The sequence below is a fragment of the Enterobacter sp. SORGH_AS_0287 genome (assembly GCF_031453695.1).
GTDB classification, from domain to species: Bacteria; Pseudomonadota; Gammaproteobacteria; order Enterobacterales; family Enterobacteriaceae; genus Enterobacter; species Enterobacter ludwigii.
In genome coordinates this window covers 3268377-3284405 of record NZ_JAVIZW010000001.1, presented here as the reverse complement: position 1 = coordinate 3284405, position 16029 = coordinate 3268377, and the positions used below count along the sequence as shown (strand labels likewise).

The following is a 16029-nucleotide window of genomic DNA, read 5'->3' as shown; positions in this document are numbered from 1 at the left end:
ACAATACGTCTAAAGTTGAGGGTTGCAGTGGCATAACAAATGAAACTTAACCTTTCACACCGCCCGCCGTCAGGCCATTCACCAGCCAGCGCTGCGCCAGCAGGAACACGACGGTGATAGGGATGGCGGAGAGTACAGCCGCCGCAGCAAAGTCGCCCCACAAATAGTTCTGCGGATTGAGGTATTGCTGCATACCGACGGCCAGCGTATAGCTGTTGACATCACGCAGTAACAGGGAAGCGACCGGCACTTCGGTGATGGCTGCGATAAACGACAGGATAAAGACCACCGCCAGGATCGGCACCGACAGCGGCAGAAGCACCAGACGGAATGCCTGCCACGGGGTCGCGCCATCCAGCGCCGCCGCTTCTTCCAGCGAGCCGTCGATGGTTTCGAAATACCCTTTGATGGTCCACACATGCAGCGCGATACCGCCAAGATAGGCGAAGATGACGCCACCGTGGGTGTTCAGGCCGATAAACGGCACATACTGGCCCAGTCGGTCAAACAAGGCATACAACGCCACCAGTGACAGTACCGCCGGGAACATCTGGAAAATCAGCATCCCTTTCAGCAGCGTGGCCTTACCCGGGAAACGCATACGGGCAAAGGCGTAAGCACAGGTCGTGGAGAGTGCGACAATTCCAATCGCGGTAATCCCGGCAATTTTCACCGAGTTCCACAGCCATAACAGCACCGGGAACGGCGGTGGCGTGACGCGGCCATCCGCGTGTTCAACGCTGAAGCCCAGCGCTAACTTCCAGTGCTCCCAGGAGATTTCATCCGGGATCAGGCTCCCGGTCGCGAAGTTACCGGCACGCAGGGAGATGGCGATGACCATCAGCAGCGGGAACATGATTGCCGCGATAAAAATCAGCAGCCCTAAATGCGTCGCGAAGAGGCGCAGTTTCTGAGATTTGGGTTGGACCATAGACATATTCTGTGCCCTCCTTAGTCGAATTTCATGCGTGTTGCTTTCAGGTTCACAATCGCCAGAGCGCCAACCAGCAGGAAGATCAGGGTGGCAATCGCTGCCGCCAGACCGAAGTCCTGACCGCCGCCGCCTTCGAAGGCGATACGGTAGGTGTAGCTGACGAGCAGGTCGGTATAGCCTGCCGGCGTGGTGGTGCCAAGACGGTCAGGCCCACCGTTGGTCAACAGCTGAATCAGCACGAAGTTGTTAAAGTTGAAGGCAAAGCTGGCAATCATCAGCGGCGTCAGCGGCTTAATGAGCAGCGGCAGCGTAATCTTAAAGAAATTCTGGAACGGACCCGCGCCATCCATTGCCGAGGCTTCGTACAAATCGTCCGGAATTGCCTTCAGCAGGCCCATGCACAGGATCATCATGTACGGATAACCGAGCCAGGTGTTCACGATGATAATCATCGAGCGGGCGGTGATCGGGTCGCTGAACCAGGCCGGTTTGATACCGAACAGCGCGCTCAGCATCATGTTGATTTCACCGAAGCTCTGGTTAAACAGCCCTTTGAAAATCAGAATCGAGATAAACGACGGGACGGCATACGGCAGAATAAGCAGCACGCGGTAAATGGCTTTCCCTTTCAGAGATTCCCACTGCACCAGACACGCCAGCACCATGCCCACGGCAACGGTCAGGATCACCGTCAGTATGGAGAACACCACGGTCCAGACAAAGATGGCGAAGAACGGTTTCTGGATCCCTTCATCGGTAAAGACGCGGGTGAAGTTGTCCCAGCCTATCGTCACGGTGTAGCCCGGGCTGAGCTTGTCATCACCCCATTTGCCATCAGCCGTAATGGACTGGTAGAAACCAATGTCGTTGTTTGGACGGTACTTTACGCCGCTCTGGTTGTTGGTCAGCGTGCCGTCGTCCGCCAGCGTATAGAGCGGTTGTGTCCCGGAGAACTGGCGCAGTGAACTCATGGTCACTTTGCTTTCGTCCGGCAGTTGGGCGGTAAGCTGCGTCAGCGCCTGACGGTTCTGCGTAATGATGCGCAGGTTAGCGCGTTCGCCTTCCGGCAGGGCCGCAGCCTCTTTTAAGGCCAGCTTCTGCTCGCCGCCAAATTTGAAAGCGTCGGAAACATAATTTTTGCCGGTTTCTTCGTCAGTGAGTGCTAACTTCCACTCGCTGCCCGCAGGATACAGGCCGAAGTTAAAGGTTTTGCCCGCCTGATAAGAGCGGTCCATCAGCACCTGTTGGGCGCGCTCCTGCGCAAGCTGGTTGGTGCTGCTGTAGTTGGTGAACGCGATAGCAATGGTACAAATCAGCGGGAACAGGACAAACAGACCCATCCCGGCCACGCCCGGGTAAACATATCGCCAGGCATAGGCTTTACGGTTGGCGAAAATATACAGGCCAGCAGAGCTTAAAATCAGCGTCATGATGGCGAACAGATATTCCCCTTGTACGTACATTAAAACAACAAGGTAACCCACCAGCAGACACAGCAGACCCATTACAGACCACTTCAGGGCAGAGCTTTGCCACCAGTGTTTCTTTTTAATGACATCCATGGGGTTCTTCCTCTACAACACATTTTGTTCTCCCTCTCTCCGCAGGGGAGAGAGGGGATAAAAGCCTTACTTCGTGATACGACCCTGAGCATCTTTCAGCGCAGCATCAACCGTCTGACGACCGCTTGCTGCGTTGATGACGGCGGTACGGGTGGCATACCAGAACGCTGCCATTTGTGGGATGTTCGGCATGATTTCGCCTTTCTGGGCGTTATCCATGGTTGCCGCGATACGTGGGTCTTTCGCCAACTGATCCTGGAAGGATTTCAGCGCAACCGCGCCCAGCGGTTTGTCCTTGTTCACTTCATCCAGACCCTGGTCGGTCAGCAGGTAGTTTTCCAGGAACTCTTTCGCCAGCTCTTTGTTCGGGCTGGCAGCGTTAATACCTGCGCTCAGCACGCCAACGAACGGTTTAGACGGCTTGCCTTTAAAGGTTGGCAGCAGGGTTACGCCGTAGTTGATTTTGCTCTTGTCGATGTTGGTCCAGGCCCACGGACCGTTGATGGTCATCGCGGTTTCGCCTTTGTTGAACGCCGCTTCTGCGATGGAGTAGTCGGTATCCGCGTTCATGTGTTTGTTCTTGATGAGGTCAACCAGGAAGGTCAGGCCTGCTTTCGCGCCAGCGTTGTCCACGCCCACGTCTTTCACGTCATATTTGCCATTTTCAAATTTGAACGCGTAACCGCCGTCGGCAGCAATCAGCGGCCAGGTGAAGTACGGTTCCTGCAGGTTGAACATCAGCGCGCTCTTACCTTTCGCCTTCAGCTCTTTATCCAGTTTCGGGATCTCTTCCCAGGTTTTCGGTGGGTTGGGTACCAGGTCCTTGTTGTAAATCAGAGACAGCGCTTCTACCGCGATTGGGTAAGCGATGATCTTGCCGTTATAGCGAACGGCATCCCAGGTGAACGGGTACAGTTTGTCCTGGAAAGCTTTGTCTGGCGTCACTTCAGCCAGCAGACCCGACTGCGCGTAGCCACCGAAACGGTCATGTGCCCAGAAGATGATGTCCGGACCGTCACCCGTTGCAGCAACCTGCGGGAATTTCTCTTCCAGTTTGTCCGGGTGTTCAATGGTAACTTTGATACCGGTGTCTTTCTCGAATTTCTTGCCCACTTCGGCCAGGCCGTTATAGCCTTTATCGCCGTTAATCCAGATAACCAGCTTACCTTCTTCAATTTTGGCGAGAGCCGGTGCGGAAATCATCATTGCTGCAAGGGCGGACAATGCGAAAACGCGTGCGCCAGTCTTGATCTTCATATCTGCCATCCTTTTTTGGTGATGTGCTCGTGGATACACTGAGGTGGTTCAACGTGACTCAGTCTCCTTATTTGACATCCTCTTTCCATCCTCCCAACCCCTACGCCCCACCCCCCGTTTGTGTGATCTCTGTTACATAAATTTAAGTTATGAGTGCTGGCGCACATAAAAACACAGTGAATTTTGCAGGTGGCTTCACGAATTTCGCCTTAGCCCTCCAGCGGCGGTCGCAGAGCCTGCTCTCTCATCCTCCCGCCTCCTCCCCCATAAAAAAGCCGGGGGGTGGAGGATTCACGAAAGTAATGGATACCCCATAGTGAACTTATCTTGAATGTTTCTGTCGGTGACAGGTTGTAACGAAGGGAGAAGGGCATGGCGAGCGTACAGCTGCGTAATGTAACGAAAGCCTGGGGTGACGTTGTGGTGTCGAAAGACATCAATCTGGACATCCACGAAGGTGAATTCGTGGTATTTGTCGGCCCATCTGGCTGCGGTAAATCAACTCTGCTGCGTATGATTGCCGGTCTTGAAACCATCACCAGCGGCGATTTGCTGATTGGTGATACCCGAATGAATGACATTCCGCCTGCCGAACGTGGCGTCGGCATGGTTTTCCAGTCTTATGCACTCTATCCCCATCTTTCCGTAGCCGAGAACATGTCCTTCGGTCTGAAGCTGGCGGGCGCGAAAAAAGAGGTGATTAACCAGCGCGTCACGCAGGTGGCGGAAGTGTTACAGCTGGCACACCTGCTTGAGCGTAAACCAAAAGCCCTTTCCGGTGGTCAGCGTCAGCGTGTGGCAATTGGCCGTACGCTGGTCGCCGAACCGCGTGTGTTCCTGCTCGATGAACCGCTTTCTAACCTGGATGCCGCTCTGCGCGTCCAGATGCGTATCGAAATCTCCCGTCTGCACAAACGTCTTGGCCGCACGATGATTTACGTCACCCACGATCAGGTCGAAGCGATGACGCTGGCCGACAAAATTGTGGTGCTGGACGCCGGTCGCGTGGCGCAGGTGGGTAAACCGCTGGAGCTTTATCACTACCCGGCAGACCGCTTTGTTGCGGGCTTTATTGGCTCGCCAAAGATGAACTTCCTGCCCGTCAAAGTGACCGCGACAGCCATTGAACAGGTACAGGTGGAGCTGCCAAACCGTCAGCAAGTGTGGCTGCCGGTCGACAGCGCCAACGTACAGGTGGGGGCCAATATGTCCCTCGGTATTCGTCCTGAGCATTTACTGCCGAGCCACATCGCCGATGTGACGCTGGAAGGTGACGTTCAGGTCGTCGAACAACTTGGTCACGAAACACAGATTCATATCCAGATCCCCGCCATCCGTCAGAACCTGGTCTACCGCCAGAATGACGTGGTGTTGGTAGAAGAGGGTGCCACATTCGCTATCGGTTTGCCGCCAGAGCGTTGCCATCTGTTCCGTGAGGATGGCACCGCATGTCGTCGGTTGCACAAAGAGCCAGGCGTTTAAGCATTCCAATTACAAAGAAAAGCAATGATCTCAGGAGATAGAATGATGATTACTCTGCGCAAACTTCCTCTGGCAATCGCCGTGACGGCAGGCATTTTGTCTGCACACGCGGGTGCCGTGGACTTTAAAGGTTATGCTCGTTCTGGCATTGGCTGGACCGGGAGTGGCGGTGAACAACAATGTTTCCAGGCAACCGGTGCACAAAGTAAATACCGTCTCGGTAACGAATGTGAAACCTACGCCGAACTGAAACTGGGTCAGGAAGTGTGGAAAGAGGGCGATAAGAGCTTCTATTTCGACACTAACGTTGCGTATTCCGTTTCTCAGCAGAATGACTGGGAATCCACCAGCCCGGCCTTCCGTGAAGCAAACGTGCAGGGTAAAAACCTGATTGAATGGCTGCCAGGCTCCACCATCTGGGCCGGTAAGCGTTTCTATCAGCGTCATGACGTCCACATGATCGACTTCTACTACTGGGATATCTCTGGTCCTGGTGCGGGTATCGAAAACATCGATCTGGGCTTCGGTAAACTGTCTCTGGCCGCGACCCGTTCTTCTGAGTCCGGCGGTTCTGCAACCTTCGCCGATCGTGATGCGAACGGCGACCGTATTTATGACAACGTTGTACCAAACGATGTCTTCGACGTCCGTCTGGCCGGCCTGGAAACCAACCCGGGTGGTACACTGGAACTGGGTGTTGACTATGGTCACACCAACATTCCTGACGACTACTATCTGCAGCCTGGCGCCTCTAAAGATGGCTGGCTGTTCACCGCTGAACACACCCAGAGCATGTTGAAAGGCTTCAACAAGTTCGTGCTGCAGTACGGTACGGACTCCATGACCTCTAACGGCAAAGGTATTCCGCAGGGCGGTAGCATTGATAACGACGGTTCCATGTGGCGTGTGCTGGACCACGGTGCAATCACCCTGGCAGACCGTTGGGACCTGATGTACGTCGGTATGTACCAGAATATCGATCGTGACAACAACAATGGTACAGAGTGGTGGACTGTTGGCGTGCGTCCAATGTTCAAATGGACGCCAATCATGAGCACCCTGCTTGAAGTGGGCTACGACAACGTTAAGTCTCAGAAAACTGACGAGAAAAACAGCCAATACAAAATCACCCTGGCACAGCAATGGCAGGCAGGCGACAGCATCTGGTCTCGCCCGGCTATCCGTGTCTTCGCAACCTACGCGAAGTGGGATGAGAAATGGGGCTATGCGAACAACGACTCAGGCGCAGGTTACACCTCTGGCGTAGCGTATAGCGACACTTCCGCGAAAACCTTCAGCCGTGGCGACTCCGACGAGTGGACCTTCGGTGCCCAGATGGAAATCTGGTGGTAATTCGGTAGACCTGACGTAATGACCTAAAAAGAGGGGCGCAAGCCCCTCTATCCTTAGGGTGCTGCGCGCTATTGCCTGGCCACCGCAGTGCTCACGCTATCAGAGGTAATAACAATGAAAATGAAGAAAAGTCTCGTCGCGCTGTGCCTCTCTGCGGGGCTGCTGGCCTGTGTTCCGGCGATCACCTTCGCAGATGTCAATTTCGTGCCACAAAATACCAGCGCTGCGCCTGCCATCCCGGCGGCGGCGCTCCAGCAACTGACCTGGACGCCGGTTGACCAATCCAAAACCCAGTCGACCCAACTTTCTGCGGCAGGCCAACAGCTTAACGTGCCGGGGATTGCCGGTCCGGTTGCCGCTTTCAGCGTCCCGGCCAATATTGGTGAGCTGACCCTGACGCTGACCAGCGAGGTAAGCAAGCAGACCAGCGTATTTGCGCCTAACGTCCTGATTCTGGATCAAAACCTGACGCCATCTGCCTTCTTCCCGAGCGACTATTTTGGCTACCAGGAACCTGGCGTCATGAGCGCTGACCGCCTCGAAGGCAAAATGCGCCTGACGCCTGCTCTGGGACAGCAGAAGATTTATGTCCTGGTCTTCACCACGGACAAAGATTTGCAGCAGACCACTAAGCTCACCGACCCGGCAAAAGCCTATGCCAAAGGAACCGGTAACTCTGTTCCGGATATCCCGGATCCGTTAGCGCGTCATGTCACCGACGGGTTGCTGAAGCTGAAAGTCTCAACAAACAGTGCTTCCAGCGTACTGGTTGGCCCTCTGTTTGGTTCATCCGGTACAGGCCCGGTCACGGTGGGGAACACTGCTGCGCCTGTGTATGCCGCACCCGTTGCTACGGCGGCGGCTCCGGCTGCAACCGCAGCCCCAGTTCCGGCGAAGAAAGCCGAGCCGGTACTGAACGACACCGAAGAATACTTCAATAACGCCATTAAGCAGGCGGTGAAGCGCGGCGATGTCGACAAAGCGCTGAAACTGCTTGATGAAGCCGAACGTTTAGGTTCAACCACTGCCCGTTCCACCTTTATCAGCAGTGTAAAAGGCAAGGGGTAACCGTTTCCCCACAGTGCTGATTTGTTAGTAGTTTAGTGCGCCTGAGTGGGCGCACTTTTTTTGGTGTCAAACGGGCTGTTGCGCTCTTGTTGCGATCGTGATCGTTAAATAACGTTTGGCCCCCCTCAATCCGCTTTTCTGCGATACAATGCCATTACGTTATGTATCGGAGAGTCTGGCATGTCACACCCCGCGCTAACGCAACTGCGTGCGCTGCGCTATTTCGACCAAATACCTGCGCTTGACCCGGAGCAACTGGACTGGCTGCTGCTGGAAGATTCCATGACTAAACGTTTCGAGCAGCAGGGCAAAACCGTTACGGTGACCCTGGTTCAGGAAGGGTTTGTCTCTTGCGCTGAGATCGCCTCTGAGCTGCCGCTGTTGCCGCAGGAAGAACGCTACTGGCTGCGCGAAATTTTACTCTGTGCAGACGGTGAGCCATGGCTTGCCGGACGAACGGTCGTTCCCGAGTCTACCCTTTCCGGGCCAGAGCTGGCGCTACAACGGCTGGGGAATACGCCGCTGGGGCGTTATCTTTTCACGTCGTCCGAGCTTACCCGGGATTTTATTGAGATTGGTCGCGATGCCGAACTGTGGGGGCGTCGTTCCCGCCTTCGCCTGAGCGGTAAACCGTTAATACTGACGGAGCTTTTTTTACCGGCATCGCCGTTGTACTGAGAGGAAGAAAAAATGGAGTGGAGCCTGACGCAGAATAAGCTGTTGGCTTATCACCGCTTGATGCGTACAGATAAACCCATCGGCGCGCTGCTGCTGCTGTGGCCGACCCTTTGGGCGCTATGGGTAGCAACACCAGGGGTACCGCCGCTGTGGATCCTGGGGGTGTTCATTGCAGGCGTCTGGCTGATGCGTGCGGCGGGCTGCGTGGTCAATGACTATGCGGATCGTAAATTCGACGGGCACGTAAAACGTACGGCCCATCGTCCGTTGCCCAGCGGGCAAGTGACCGAAAAAGAGGCCCGTACGCTGTTTATCGTACTGGTGCTGCTCTCTTTCCTGCTGGTGTTAACCCTGAACACCATGACCATTCTGCTTTCAGTCGCGGCCCTGGCTCTGGCCTGGGTTTATCCGTTCATGAAGCGCTACACCCACCTGCCTCAGGTGGTGCTGGGCGCGGCGTTTGGCTGGTCGATCCCGATGGCGTTTGCGGCGGTGAGTGAGTCCGTCCCGTTAAGCTGCTGGCTGATGTTCCTGGCGAACATTCTCTGGGCCGTGGCATACGACACGCAATACGCGATGGTAGACCGCGACGATGACCTGAAGATTGGCATTAAATCGACGGCGATCCTCTTCGGACGTCATGACAAGCTGATCATCGGTATCCTGCAGGTTGCGGTGCTGGCGTTAATGGTGACGATGGGTTACCTGAACGGGCTCAACTGGGCGTTTTACTGGGCCGTGCTGGTGGCGGGAATGCTGTTTGTCTACCAGCAGAAGCTGATTGCGAAACGTGAGCGTGAAGCCTGCTTCAAGGCGTTTATGAATAACAACTATGTCGGTCTGGTGCTGTTTTTAGGACTGGCGATGAGCTACTTTTCGTAAAAAAACGGCAGCCAGAAGGCTGCCGTTTTTGTTTTCATCGCAGGTCATCAGACCGCTGCACGCTTCACTCGCCTTGCGTCGCACTTTCAATCGTTAAACGCACATCAGACGTGATCAGTTCGGCCAGCATCTGGTACACCTTCAGCGTCTCTTCCGGCTCGGCATCGCCCGTATCACTGATAAACCCTTCATCACGCAGCGTCAGCACCAGAGAGCTGAAGACCGCTTTGTCGAAGAATTCCGGGGCGTTAATCCCGTGCAGAACAGACAGGCGCTGTGCCAGCGTCCGGCTCTCTTTCTCGAGCGTACCGCGGTTAATGGACGGATTCGCGCTCAGCAACCAGAAGGTGATGGCGTAGCGCTGCAGCGTTTCACGCGCGCCCGCCGCCAGCAGTTGCAGGGTACGGGACCGTGACGGATTGATATGCAGCTCGTCATTCGTGACGGTAATCAGCCCCTGACGACGCAGCTCTTCGGTCAGTTTATCCAGCTCAGTCGCCAGTTCGTCCTTGTCCCAGCGCAGGAACAGCTCCGCTTTCAGCATTGGATAGAGCGTTTCAACATGACGCAACAGCTCCTGACGCGAGATGCGACGATGCTGGGTGATGATGGCCGCCATGAGCGAGGGCAGCATCAGCATATGCGCGATGTTGTTGCGATAGTAAGTCATCAGCACCGCCTGCTCGCGCGGGAGAATGATGATGTCGCCGATGGTGTCCTTTTCGACTTCAAACTTGTTCATCTGCAGGGCATGCTCGATAAGCTCGCTTGCCGTGCTTACCGGTACGGTCGAATCCACCGAGTACGGCACGTTGCGCATCATGTCGAGATAGCAATCCAGCTGCTCCGTAAGCTGTTCACGGGTCAGTGAACGCTGACGTGAGGCCAGAAGCGCCGTACAGCACAGGTTCATGGCGTTTGCCGCACCGGCGTTGTTAATGCGCACCATCAGTTCAGAGGCGATGCTGTTGACCGTAGGCGTCAGCCAGGCCGGGCGAATCGCTTCGATAGGGTCGATAGACTCGCGCCACTCCGGAACATGGTTGTTCAGGTAGGTCATCAGCGGCATCGGCTCGCCAAAGTTGACGTAGCCCTGGCCAAGGTTGCGTAACTTGCTCAGGCCGCGCAGCATCTGCGGCAGGCTCTCTTTCTCTTTGGTCGCACCGCGCAGCTCTTTGGCGTAGGTGCCCACTTCCATCACGTGCTCGTAGCCAATGTAGATGGGTACCAGGGTGATCGGGCGGGTTCCCCCGCGCAGCATCGCCTGAATGGTCATCGACAGCGTGCCGGTTTTAGGATCGAGCAGACGACCGGTACGGGAGCGACCCCCTTCCACGAAGTATTCAACGGAATAACCGCGGCTGAACAGCTCGCCAAGATATTCACGGAATACGGTGGAGTAGAGCTTGTTGCCCTTAAAGGTACGACGGATAAAGAACGCCCCCAGGCGGCGGAAAATCGGGCCGGCTGGCCAGAAGTTCAGGTTAATGCCGGCAGCGATGTGCGGCGGTACCAGACCCTGGTGATAGAGCACATAGGAGAGGAGCAGATAGTCCATGTGGCTGCGGTGGCAGGGGACATAGACAATCTCATGGCCATCATGGGCCAGCTGGCGTACGCGCTCGGCGTTATGAACGTTGATGCCCTGATAGAGGCGGTTCCACGTAAAGCCCAGGATACGATCGGAAAGACGAATCATCTCGTAAGAGAAGTTCGCGGCAATCTCTTCCATCAGCGCAATAGCGTTCTGCTGTGCTTTCTCATGGGAAATCTTTTTGCTGCGCGCTTCGTCTTCAACGGCCCTGGCAATCGCTTTGGAGGCCAGCAGCTTGTTGAACAGGTCCTGACGTGCAGGAAGACGCGGGCCGACGGCAGCCAGACGCTGACGGGCGAAGTGCATACGCGCCACGCGCGCCAGTTTCTGCGCGATAATCTTGTCGGTGCCGTGTTCGTCCGCCATACGGCGCAGCGAAACGGACGGGGAGAAACGCACGAAGCTGTCACGTCCCAGCCAGGAGACCGCGAAGAATTTCTGAATGCCGTTAAGCATGCGCAGCGGTGGGTTCTCTTCACCTTTCTCTCTGCCCGGGCGGCGACCAAACATCACCGATACCGGCACCATCTGCACATCCAGACCCGGATTGCTGCGGTGCAGGTCGAGATAGTCGTGGAAAAGCTTGATGGACTCTTCCTTTGGCGTGTAATAGGTAAACACGCGCGGCCCGCCGTGAATGAACACATAGCGCGGCAGCAGAGTGCCGTCGACTTCGAGGGGTTCAAGCGGGTCAGGTAAATCATGCGCCCGACACTGGGCGCGAAGCGTCAGTAGGTCTGCCTTCGAGTTATAAGGCAAAACGTACATAATTGGGCGTGACGTATCGAGCCCCAATTCCAGCGCGGGTTCCGCTGGGATAGACTTGCTTTTTACCAGGACGCTTAATGGTAAATTAAGTAATTTGTAGTAAATTCGTGGCCAGCCGGACATAAACGATGTAAAGCCTCTGGTTAATAATGCAATTGCGGCGCAAGGATAACAGAAAGCGCGCAAAATTTCTGTTGTTACCCGTCATACTTCAGGCAGCAGCGAAACACGCTGCGCCTACTGTTACTGACGCTATTTTAATTAAAAGGTTCTTTTAATGGCCAATAATACCACTGGGTTGACCCGAATCATCAAAGCCGCCGGCTATTCATGGAAAGGTTTCCGTGCCGCGTGGGTCAATGAAGCCGCGTTTCGCCAGGAGGGCGTCGCCGCTATCATCGCGGTGATTATCGCCTGTTTCCTTGATGTTGATGCGATTACCCGCGTTTTGTTGATCGGCTCCGTGCTGTTGGTGATGATAGTGGAAATTCTCAATAGCGCTATTGAGGCCGTGGTGGACCGTATCGGCTCTGATTTCCATGAGCTCTCCGGCCGGGCGAAAGACATGGGGTCTGCTGCCGTATTGCTGGCGATTATCACTGCGGTCATCACCTGGGTCACGCTGCTTTGGTCACATTTCCGATAAGCCTCGAGAAATAATTAAGTCCCTGGTTTTTTGTGCAGTTTTTGGTTCCAAAATCGCCTTTGACTGTATATACTCACAGCATAACTGTATATACACCCAGGGGGCGGAATGAAAGCGTTAACGACCAGGCAGCAAGAGGTGTTTGATCTCATCCGGGATCATATCGGCCAGACGGGTATGCCACCCACGCGTGCGGAGATCGCTCAGCGTCTGGGTTTCCGTTCTCCGAATGCTGCCGAAGAACACCTGAAAGCGCTGGCGCGTAAAGGCGTCATTGAGATTGTATCGGGCGCTTCACGTGGCATCCGTCTGCTGGTGGAAGAAGAGACAGGCATTCCGCTGGTGGGCCGTGTCGCGGCAGGTGAACCTTTGCTGGCACAACAGCATATTGAAGGTCACTATCAGGTTGACCCGGGCATGTTTAAACCGAGCGCAGATTTCCTGCTGCGCGTCAGCGGCATGTCGATGAAAGATATCGGTATTCTGGACGGCGATCTGCTCGCAGTTCATAAAACCCAGGACGTGCGCAACGGGCAAGTTGTGGTCGCGCGTATTGACGATGAAGTTACCGTTAAGCGTCTGAAAAAGCAGGGTAACACCGTCCAGTTGCTGCCTGAAAACAACGAGTTCTCCCCGATTGTGGTGGATCTCCGCGAACATAACTTCTCTATTGAAGGGCTGGCTGTTGGGGTTATCCGCAACGGTGAATGGCTGTAATCATGTCATAACAGGCTACGGACCTGCCGTAGCCTGATTCAATCTCCACTGCCGGTATTTTTCATGTCACTGCTGACGACATCAGATAAGGCATTGTGGCGTCTTGCACTGCCAATGATTTTTTCCAATATCACCGTCCCTCTGCTGGGACTGGTAGACACGGCTGTTATTGGTCATCTGGATTCCCCCGTTTATCTGGGCGGCGTCGCGATCGGCGCGACGGCAACCAGCTTCCTTTTTATGCTGCTGCTCTTTTTGCGCATGAGTACCACCGGGCTTACGGCTCAGGCGTACGGCGCAAAAGATCCGTTGCGTCTGGCGCGTGCGCTGGTACAACCCTTGATCCTTGCCCTGGGCGCGGGTGCGCTGATCGTGGTGTTGCGCACGCCACTAATTGATCTGGCGCTGCATGTCGTTGGCGGGAGCGAGGCGGTACTTGAGCAGGCGCGGCGCTTCCTTGAAATTCGCTGGCTCAGCGCGCCTGCATCACTGGCGAACCTGGTTCTGCTTGGCTGGTTACTCGGCGTGCAGTATGCCCGTGCGCCAGTCATTCTGCTGGTGGCAGGCAATCTTCTCAACATCGTGCTTGATGTCTGGCTGGTGATGGGTCTGCATATGAACGTGCAGGGCGCCGCGCTGGCGACGGCAATTGCAGAATACGGTACCTTTTTCATCGGCCTGTGGATGGTCTGGCGCGTGCTGGCCCTGCGCGGTATCTCACTTGCGATGCTCAAAACCGCGTGGCGCGGTAATATCCGCACGCTGCTGGCGCTTAACCGCGACATTATGCTGCGCTCGTTACTGCTTCAGCTCTGCTTTGGCGCGCTGACGGTCTTTGGGGCGCGACTTGGGCCGGAGATCGTCGCGGTTAATGCGGTCCTGATGACGCTGCTCACCTTTACCGCGTATGCGCTGGATGGCTTTGCCTATGCCGTTGAAGCCCATTCCGGGCAAGCGTATGGCGCACGCGAAAGCGGCCAGCTCCGCGAGGTGTGGCGGGCCGCCTGTCGTCAGTCAGGCCTGGTGGCGCTGGCGTTTGCACTCATTTACGCCTGTCTGGGTGAACAGATCGTTGCCTTACTCACCTCCCTCCCATCGCTGCGCGAACTGGCGAGTCACTATCTCTTCTGGCAGGCAATCTTACCGGTGGTGGGCGTGTGGTGTTATCTGCTGGACGGCATGTTTATTGGCGCGACGCGAGGTGCGGAGATGCGCAATAGCATGGCGGTCGCTGCGGCGGGATTTGGTCTGACGTTGCTGACGCTGCCGTATCTGGGCAACCACGGTTTGTGGCTGGCTCTGGCGGTTTTCCTCGCGTTACGTGGCCTGTCGCTGGCCTTTATCTGGCATCGTCACTGGCGAAATAACACCTGGCTGCCTTCCCGCCACGATATATCGTGACGGTTAAAGATTCCGAATATAAAAACAACTGCCGGATCCTTAACTACAATAATAATCACGTCCAGCAGAAAAGAACGAAGCGGACGAAACTTACAGACGCTTAACACGAGGACACGATTATGAATAAAGACGAAATCGGCGGCAACTGGAAGCAGTTCAAAGGTAAAGCGAAAGAACAGTGGGGTAAGCTGACGGATGATGATATGACCATCATCGAAGGTAAACGCGATCAGCTGGTGGGTAAAATTCAGGAACGTTACGGCTACGAGAAAGATCGTGCTGAAAACGAAGTGAAAGACTGGGAAACCCGTAACGATTATCGCTGGTAATCCTTTACTCCCCCTGAGGGCGGCTTCGGGCCGCCTTTTCTTTTGCCGTTAACGCGGCTTTTTCTTCACCAGTACCGAATGGTCGTGCTGGCACTCATCCTGGTGTCGACAGGCTTCTACCTCTACGCAGGCTGAGCACAGGCCGTGCGCTTCAATCACGTTATGACGCAACGCAAAGCCCATTTTGGCTGCCAGCGTATGCATAATATCTTCAACGCCTTCCGCACCTTCTTCCTTCACGCTGCCGCAGCGATCGCAGATAAACATGGCCGACGTATGGGTTGGCTGATCGAACAGATGGCACAGCACATAGCTGTTTGTCGATTCAACTTTATGCACAAAGCCCTGTTCCAGCAGGAAATCCAGCGCGCGGTACACCGTTGGCGGTTTAGCCTGTGGCTCGCTTTCGCGCAGCAGATCAAGCAGATCGTACGCGCTGATCGCGCCCTGCTGCAGGCTCATCAAACGTAATACTTCAAGGCGCTGCGGAGTCAGGCGCACATTGCGTTGCACGCACAGCTTTTCTGCCTGCGCTAACAGCTCTTTTGTGGACTTATCCATTTAGCACCCCGGATGTTATAGGCTGGAAAACCCCCACTTTATCATGTTCTGCTAAAAACACCGAGATCCGCCAGGCTGTGCTATACCTGACGCAACGCAATCCGGGGAATAAACGATGAAAAGACCTGACTGTATTCGACACTGGCGCGACGTAGAAGGCGCAGATGACTCAACCTATCCCGACAGTAGTGAACGCTTTGCCATTGGCGCACCGCTGGCGCGTAAGCTCGGCCTTGGACGCATTGGTATACACCATGAGCGTTTACCGCCAGGCCGACGGACCTCTTATCCACATGCTGAAAGCGACGAAGAAGAGTTTATCTACGTGCTTGAAGGCTACCCTGAAGCCTGGATTAACGGATATTTATGGAAACTTGAACCTGGCGACAGCGTGGGCTTTCCCGCCGGAACCGGGGTCTGTCATACCTTCATCAACAACACCGACGAAGAGGTACGGCTTCTGGTGGTGGGTGAGGCCAACAAGAAGCATAACCGTATCTATTACCCGCTTAATCCGGAGTACGCCGCCACGCGCGAAGATCGCTGGGTAGACCACCCTCCTCAGTTTTTTGGACCGCACGATGGAAAACCTGGGAAAAAATAATTTCCTCTTCTATAAATATTGAGGGCCGTCACAAATAACTACAGGCCTGGAGGGGATTTAACTTAAGGAAATAGCGGGTCTTTTTGCACTTATTCACAGCAATAGTTCGTTCCTGTTTGGGAGATAACAGACAGGGGTTATTTAATAACAGACTATAAGACGAGCATACTGTGAAAAAACATTTTAAATTTTC

General features: G+C 55.0%; 15 protein-coding genes. 10 read left to right on the top strand and 5 right to left on the bottom strand.

The features are described from left to right. Positions 1-46 precede the first annotated feature (46 nt). The 3 genes from malG to malE form a co-directional block, all read right to left on the bottom strand. Positions 47-937 carry a maltose ABC transporter permease MalG gene (gene malG, locus QE396_RS15600; RefSeq protein ID WP_014168193.1) on the bottom strand — a complete coding sequence of 297 codons (891 nt, stop codon included), beginning with the start codon at positions 935-937 and terminating at the stop codon, positions 47-49. Between the two features lie 14 nt (positions 938-951). Continuing rightward, the gene (malF, locus tag QE396_RS15595; protein WP_020882850.1) at positions 952-2496 is read right to left on the bottom strand and encodes a maltose ABC transporter permease MalF; all 1545 of its coding nucleotides are present in this window, start codon (positions 2494-2496) and stop codon (positions 952-954) included. Between the two features lie 66 nt (positions 2497-2562). Continuing rightward, positions 2563-3753 (bottom strand): maltose/maltodextrin ABC transporter substrate-binding protein MalE, encoded by a 1191-nt coding sequence (gene malE, locus QE396_RS15590; protein WP_020882849.1) that lies wholly within the window; start codon positions 3751-3753, stop codon positions 2563-2565. A 372-nt stretch (positions 3754-4125) separates the two neighbouring features. Here malE and malK point away from each other — a divergent pair, with 372 nt between their 5' ends. The 5 genes from malK (at position 4126) to ubiA (ending at position 9216) form a co-directional block, all read left to right on the top strand. Then, positions 4126-5235, top strand: a complete 1110-nt coding sequence (gene malK / locus QE396_RS15585; RefSeq protein WP_014168196.1) for a maltose/maltodextrin ABC transporter ATP-binding protein MalK — start codon at positions 4126-4128, stop codon at positions 5233-5235. A gap of 42 nt (positions 5236-5277) precedes the next feature. After that, positions 5278-6588, top strand: a complete 1311-nt coding sequence (locus QE396_RS15580) for a maltoporin (protein ID WP_020882848.1) — start codon at positions 5278-5280, stop codon at positions 6586-6588. Between the two features lie 114 nt (positions 6589-6702). Next, a complete protein-coding gene (malM, locus tag QE396_RS15575; protein WP_020882847.1) occupies positions 6703-7656 on the top strand; it encodes a maltose operon protein MalM in 954 nt (317 codons plus the stop codon). A gap of 180 nt (positions 7657-7836) precedes the next feature. Beyond that, positions 7837-8334 (top strand): chorismate lyase, encoded by a 498-nt coding sequence (gene ubiC, locus QE396_RS15570; RefSeq protein WP_014168199.1) that lies wholly within the window; start codon positions 7837-7839, stop codon positions 8332-8334. Between the two features lie 12 nt (positions 8335-8346). Continuing rightward, positions 8347-9216 (top strand): 4-hydroxybenzoate octaprenyltransferase, encoded by an 870-nt coding sequence (ubiA, locus tag QE396_RS15565; RefSeq protein WP_025206398.1) that lies wholly within the window; start codon positions 8347-8349, stop codon positions 9214-9216. Positions 9217-9280: 64 nt separating this feature from the next. Here ubiA and plsB read toward each other — a convergent pair whose 3' ends face one another. Beyond that, the gene (gene plsB, locus QE396_RS15560; RefSeq protein ID WP_309951684.1) at positions 9281-11701 is read right to left on the bottom strand and encodes a glycerol-3-phosphate 1-O-acyltransferase PlsB; all 2421 of its coding nucleotides are present in this window, start codon (positions 11699-11701) and stop codon (positions 9281-9283) included. Positions 11702-11855: 154 nt separating this feature from the next. Between plsB and QE396_RS15555 the strand changes: the two genes are divergently transcribed. From QE396_RS15555 to QE396_RS15540, 4 genes are all read left to right on the top strand, one after another. After that, positions 11856-12224 carry a diacylglycerol kinase gene (locus QE396_RS15555; RefSeq protein WP_014168202.1) on the top strand — a complete coding sequence of 123 codons (369 nt, stop codon included), beginning with the start codon at positions 11856-11858 and terminating at the stop codon, positions 12222-12224. 108 nt (positions 12225-12332) lie between these two features. Continuing rightward, positions 12333-12941 (top strand): transcriptional repressor LexA, encoded by a 609-nt coding sequence (gene lexA / locus QE396_RS15550; protein WP_014168203.1) that lies wholly within the window; start codon positions 12333-12335, stop codon positions 12939-12941. 63 nt (positions 12942-13004) lie between these two features. After that, complete coding sequence (gene dinF, locus QE396_RS15545) at positions 13005-14342, top strand: MATE family efflux transporter DinF (RefSeq protein WP_014168204.1); 1338 nt, start codon at positions 13005-13007, stop codon at positions 14340-14342. A gap of 119 nt (positions 14343-14461) precedes the next feature. Further along, on the top strand, positions 14462-14671 hold the full coding sequence (locus tag QE396_RS15540; protein ID WP_014168205.1) for a CsbD family protein: 210 nt from the start codon (positions 14462-14464) through the stop codon (positions 14669-14671). Between the two features lie 48 nt (positions 14672-14719). Here the strand turns inward: QE396_RS15540 and zur are convergent, their stop codons facing one another. Next, a complete protein-coding gene (gene zur, locus QE396_RS15535; RefSeq protein WP_014168206.1) occupies positions 14720-15232 on the bottom strand; it encodes a zinc uptake transcriptional repressor Zur in 513 nt (170 codons plus the stop codon). A gap of 115 nt (positions 15233-15347) precedes the next feature. Between zur and QE396_RS15530 the strand changes: the two genes are divergently transcribed. Next, on the top strand, positions 15348-15836 hold the full coding sequence (locus QE396_RS15530) for a cupin domain-containing protein (RefSeq protein WP_025206396.1): 489 nt from the start codon (positions 15348-15350) through the stop codon (positions 15834-15836). Positions 15837-16029: the final 193 nt, after the last annotated feature.

Excerpts from the sequence above, each read along its gene's own strand:
- malE (WP_020882849.1), bottom strand. The coding sequence starts at position 3,753 with ATGAAGATCAAGACTGGCGCACGCGTTTTCGCATTGTCCGCCCTTGCA.
- ubiC (WP_014168199.1), top strand. The coding sequence starts at position 7,837 with ATGTCACACCCCGCGCTAACGCAACTGCGTGCGCTGCGCTATTTCGAC.
- plsB (WP_309951684.1), bottom strand. The coding sequence starts at position 11,701 with ATGTCCGGCTGGCCACGAATTTACTACAAATTACTTAATTTACCATTA.
- QE396_RS15530 (WP_025206396.1), top strand. The coding sequence starts at position 15,348 with ATGAAAAGACCTGACTGTATTCGACACTGGCGCGACGTAGAAGGCGCA.
- malG (WP_014168193.1), bottom strand. The coding sequence starts at position 937 with ATGTCTATGGTCCAACCCAAATCTCAGAAACTGCGCCTCTTCGCGACG.
- dinF (WP_014168204.1), top strand. The coding sequence starts at position 13,005 with ATGTCACTGCTGACGACATCAGATAAGGCATTGTGGCGTCTTGCACTG.
- ubiA (WP_025206398.1), top strand. The coding sequence starts at position 8,347 with ATGGAGTGGAGCCTGACGCAGAATAAGCTGTTGGCTTATCACCGCTTG.
- malM (WP_020882847.1), top strand. The coding sequence starts at position 6,703 with ATGAAAATGAAGAAAAGTCTCGTCGCGCTGTGCCTCTCTGCGGGGCTG.
- QE396_RS15555 (WP_014168202.1), top strand. The coding sequence starts at position 11,856 with ATGGCCAATAATACCACTGGGTTGACCCGAATCATCAAAGCCGCCGGC.
- malK (WP_014168196.1), top strand. The coding sequence starts at position 4,126 with ATGGCGAGCGTACAGCTGCGTAATGTAACGAAAGCCTGGGGTGACGTT.
- malF (WP_020882850.1), bottom strand. The coding sequence starts at position 2,496 with ATGGATGTCATTAAAAAGAAACACTGGTGGCAAAGCTCTGCCCTGAAG.
- QE396_RS15580 (WP_020882848.1), top strand. The coding sequence starts at position 5,278 with ATGATGATTACTCTGCGCAAACTTCCTCTGGCAATCGCCGTGACGGCA.
- lexA (WP_014168203.1), top strand. The coding sequence starts at position 12,333 with ATGAAAGCGTTAACGACCAGGCAGCAAGAGGTGTTTGATCTCATCCGG.
- zur (WP_014168206.1), bottom strand. The coding sequence starts at position 15,232 with ATGGATAAGTCCACAAAAGAGCTGTTAGCGCAGGCAGAAAAGCTGTGC.
- QE396_RS15540 (WP_014168205.1), top strand. The coding sequence starts at position 14,462 with ATGAATAAAGACGAAATCGGCGGCAACTGGAAGCAGTTCAAAGGTAAA.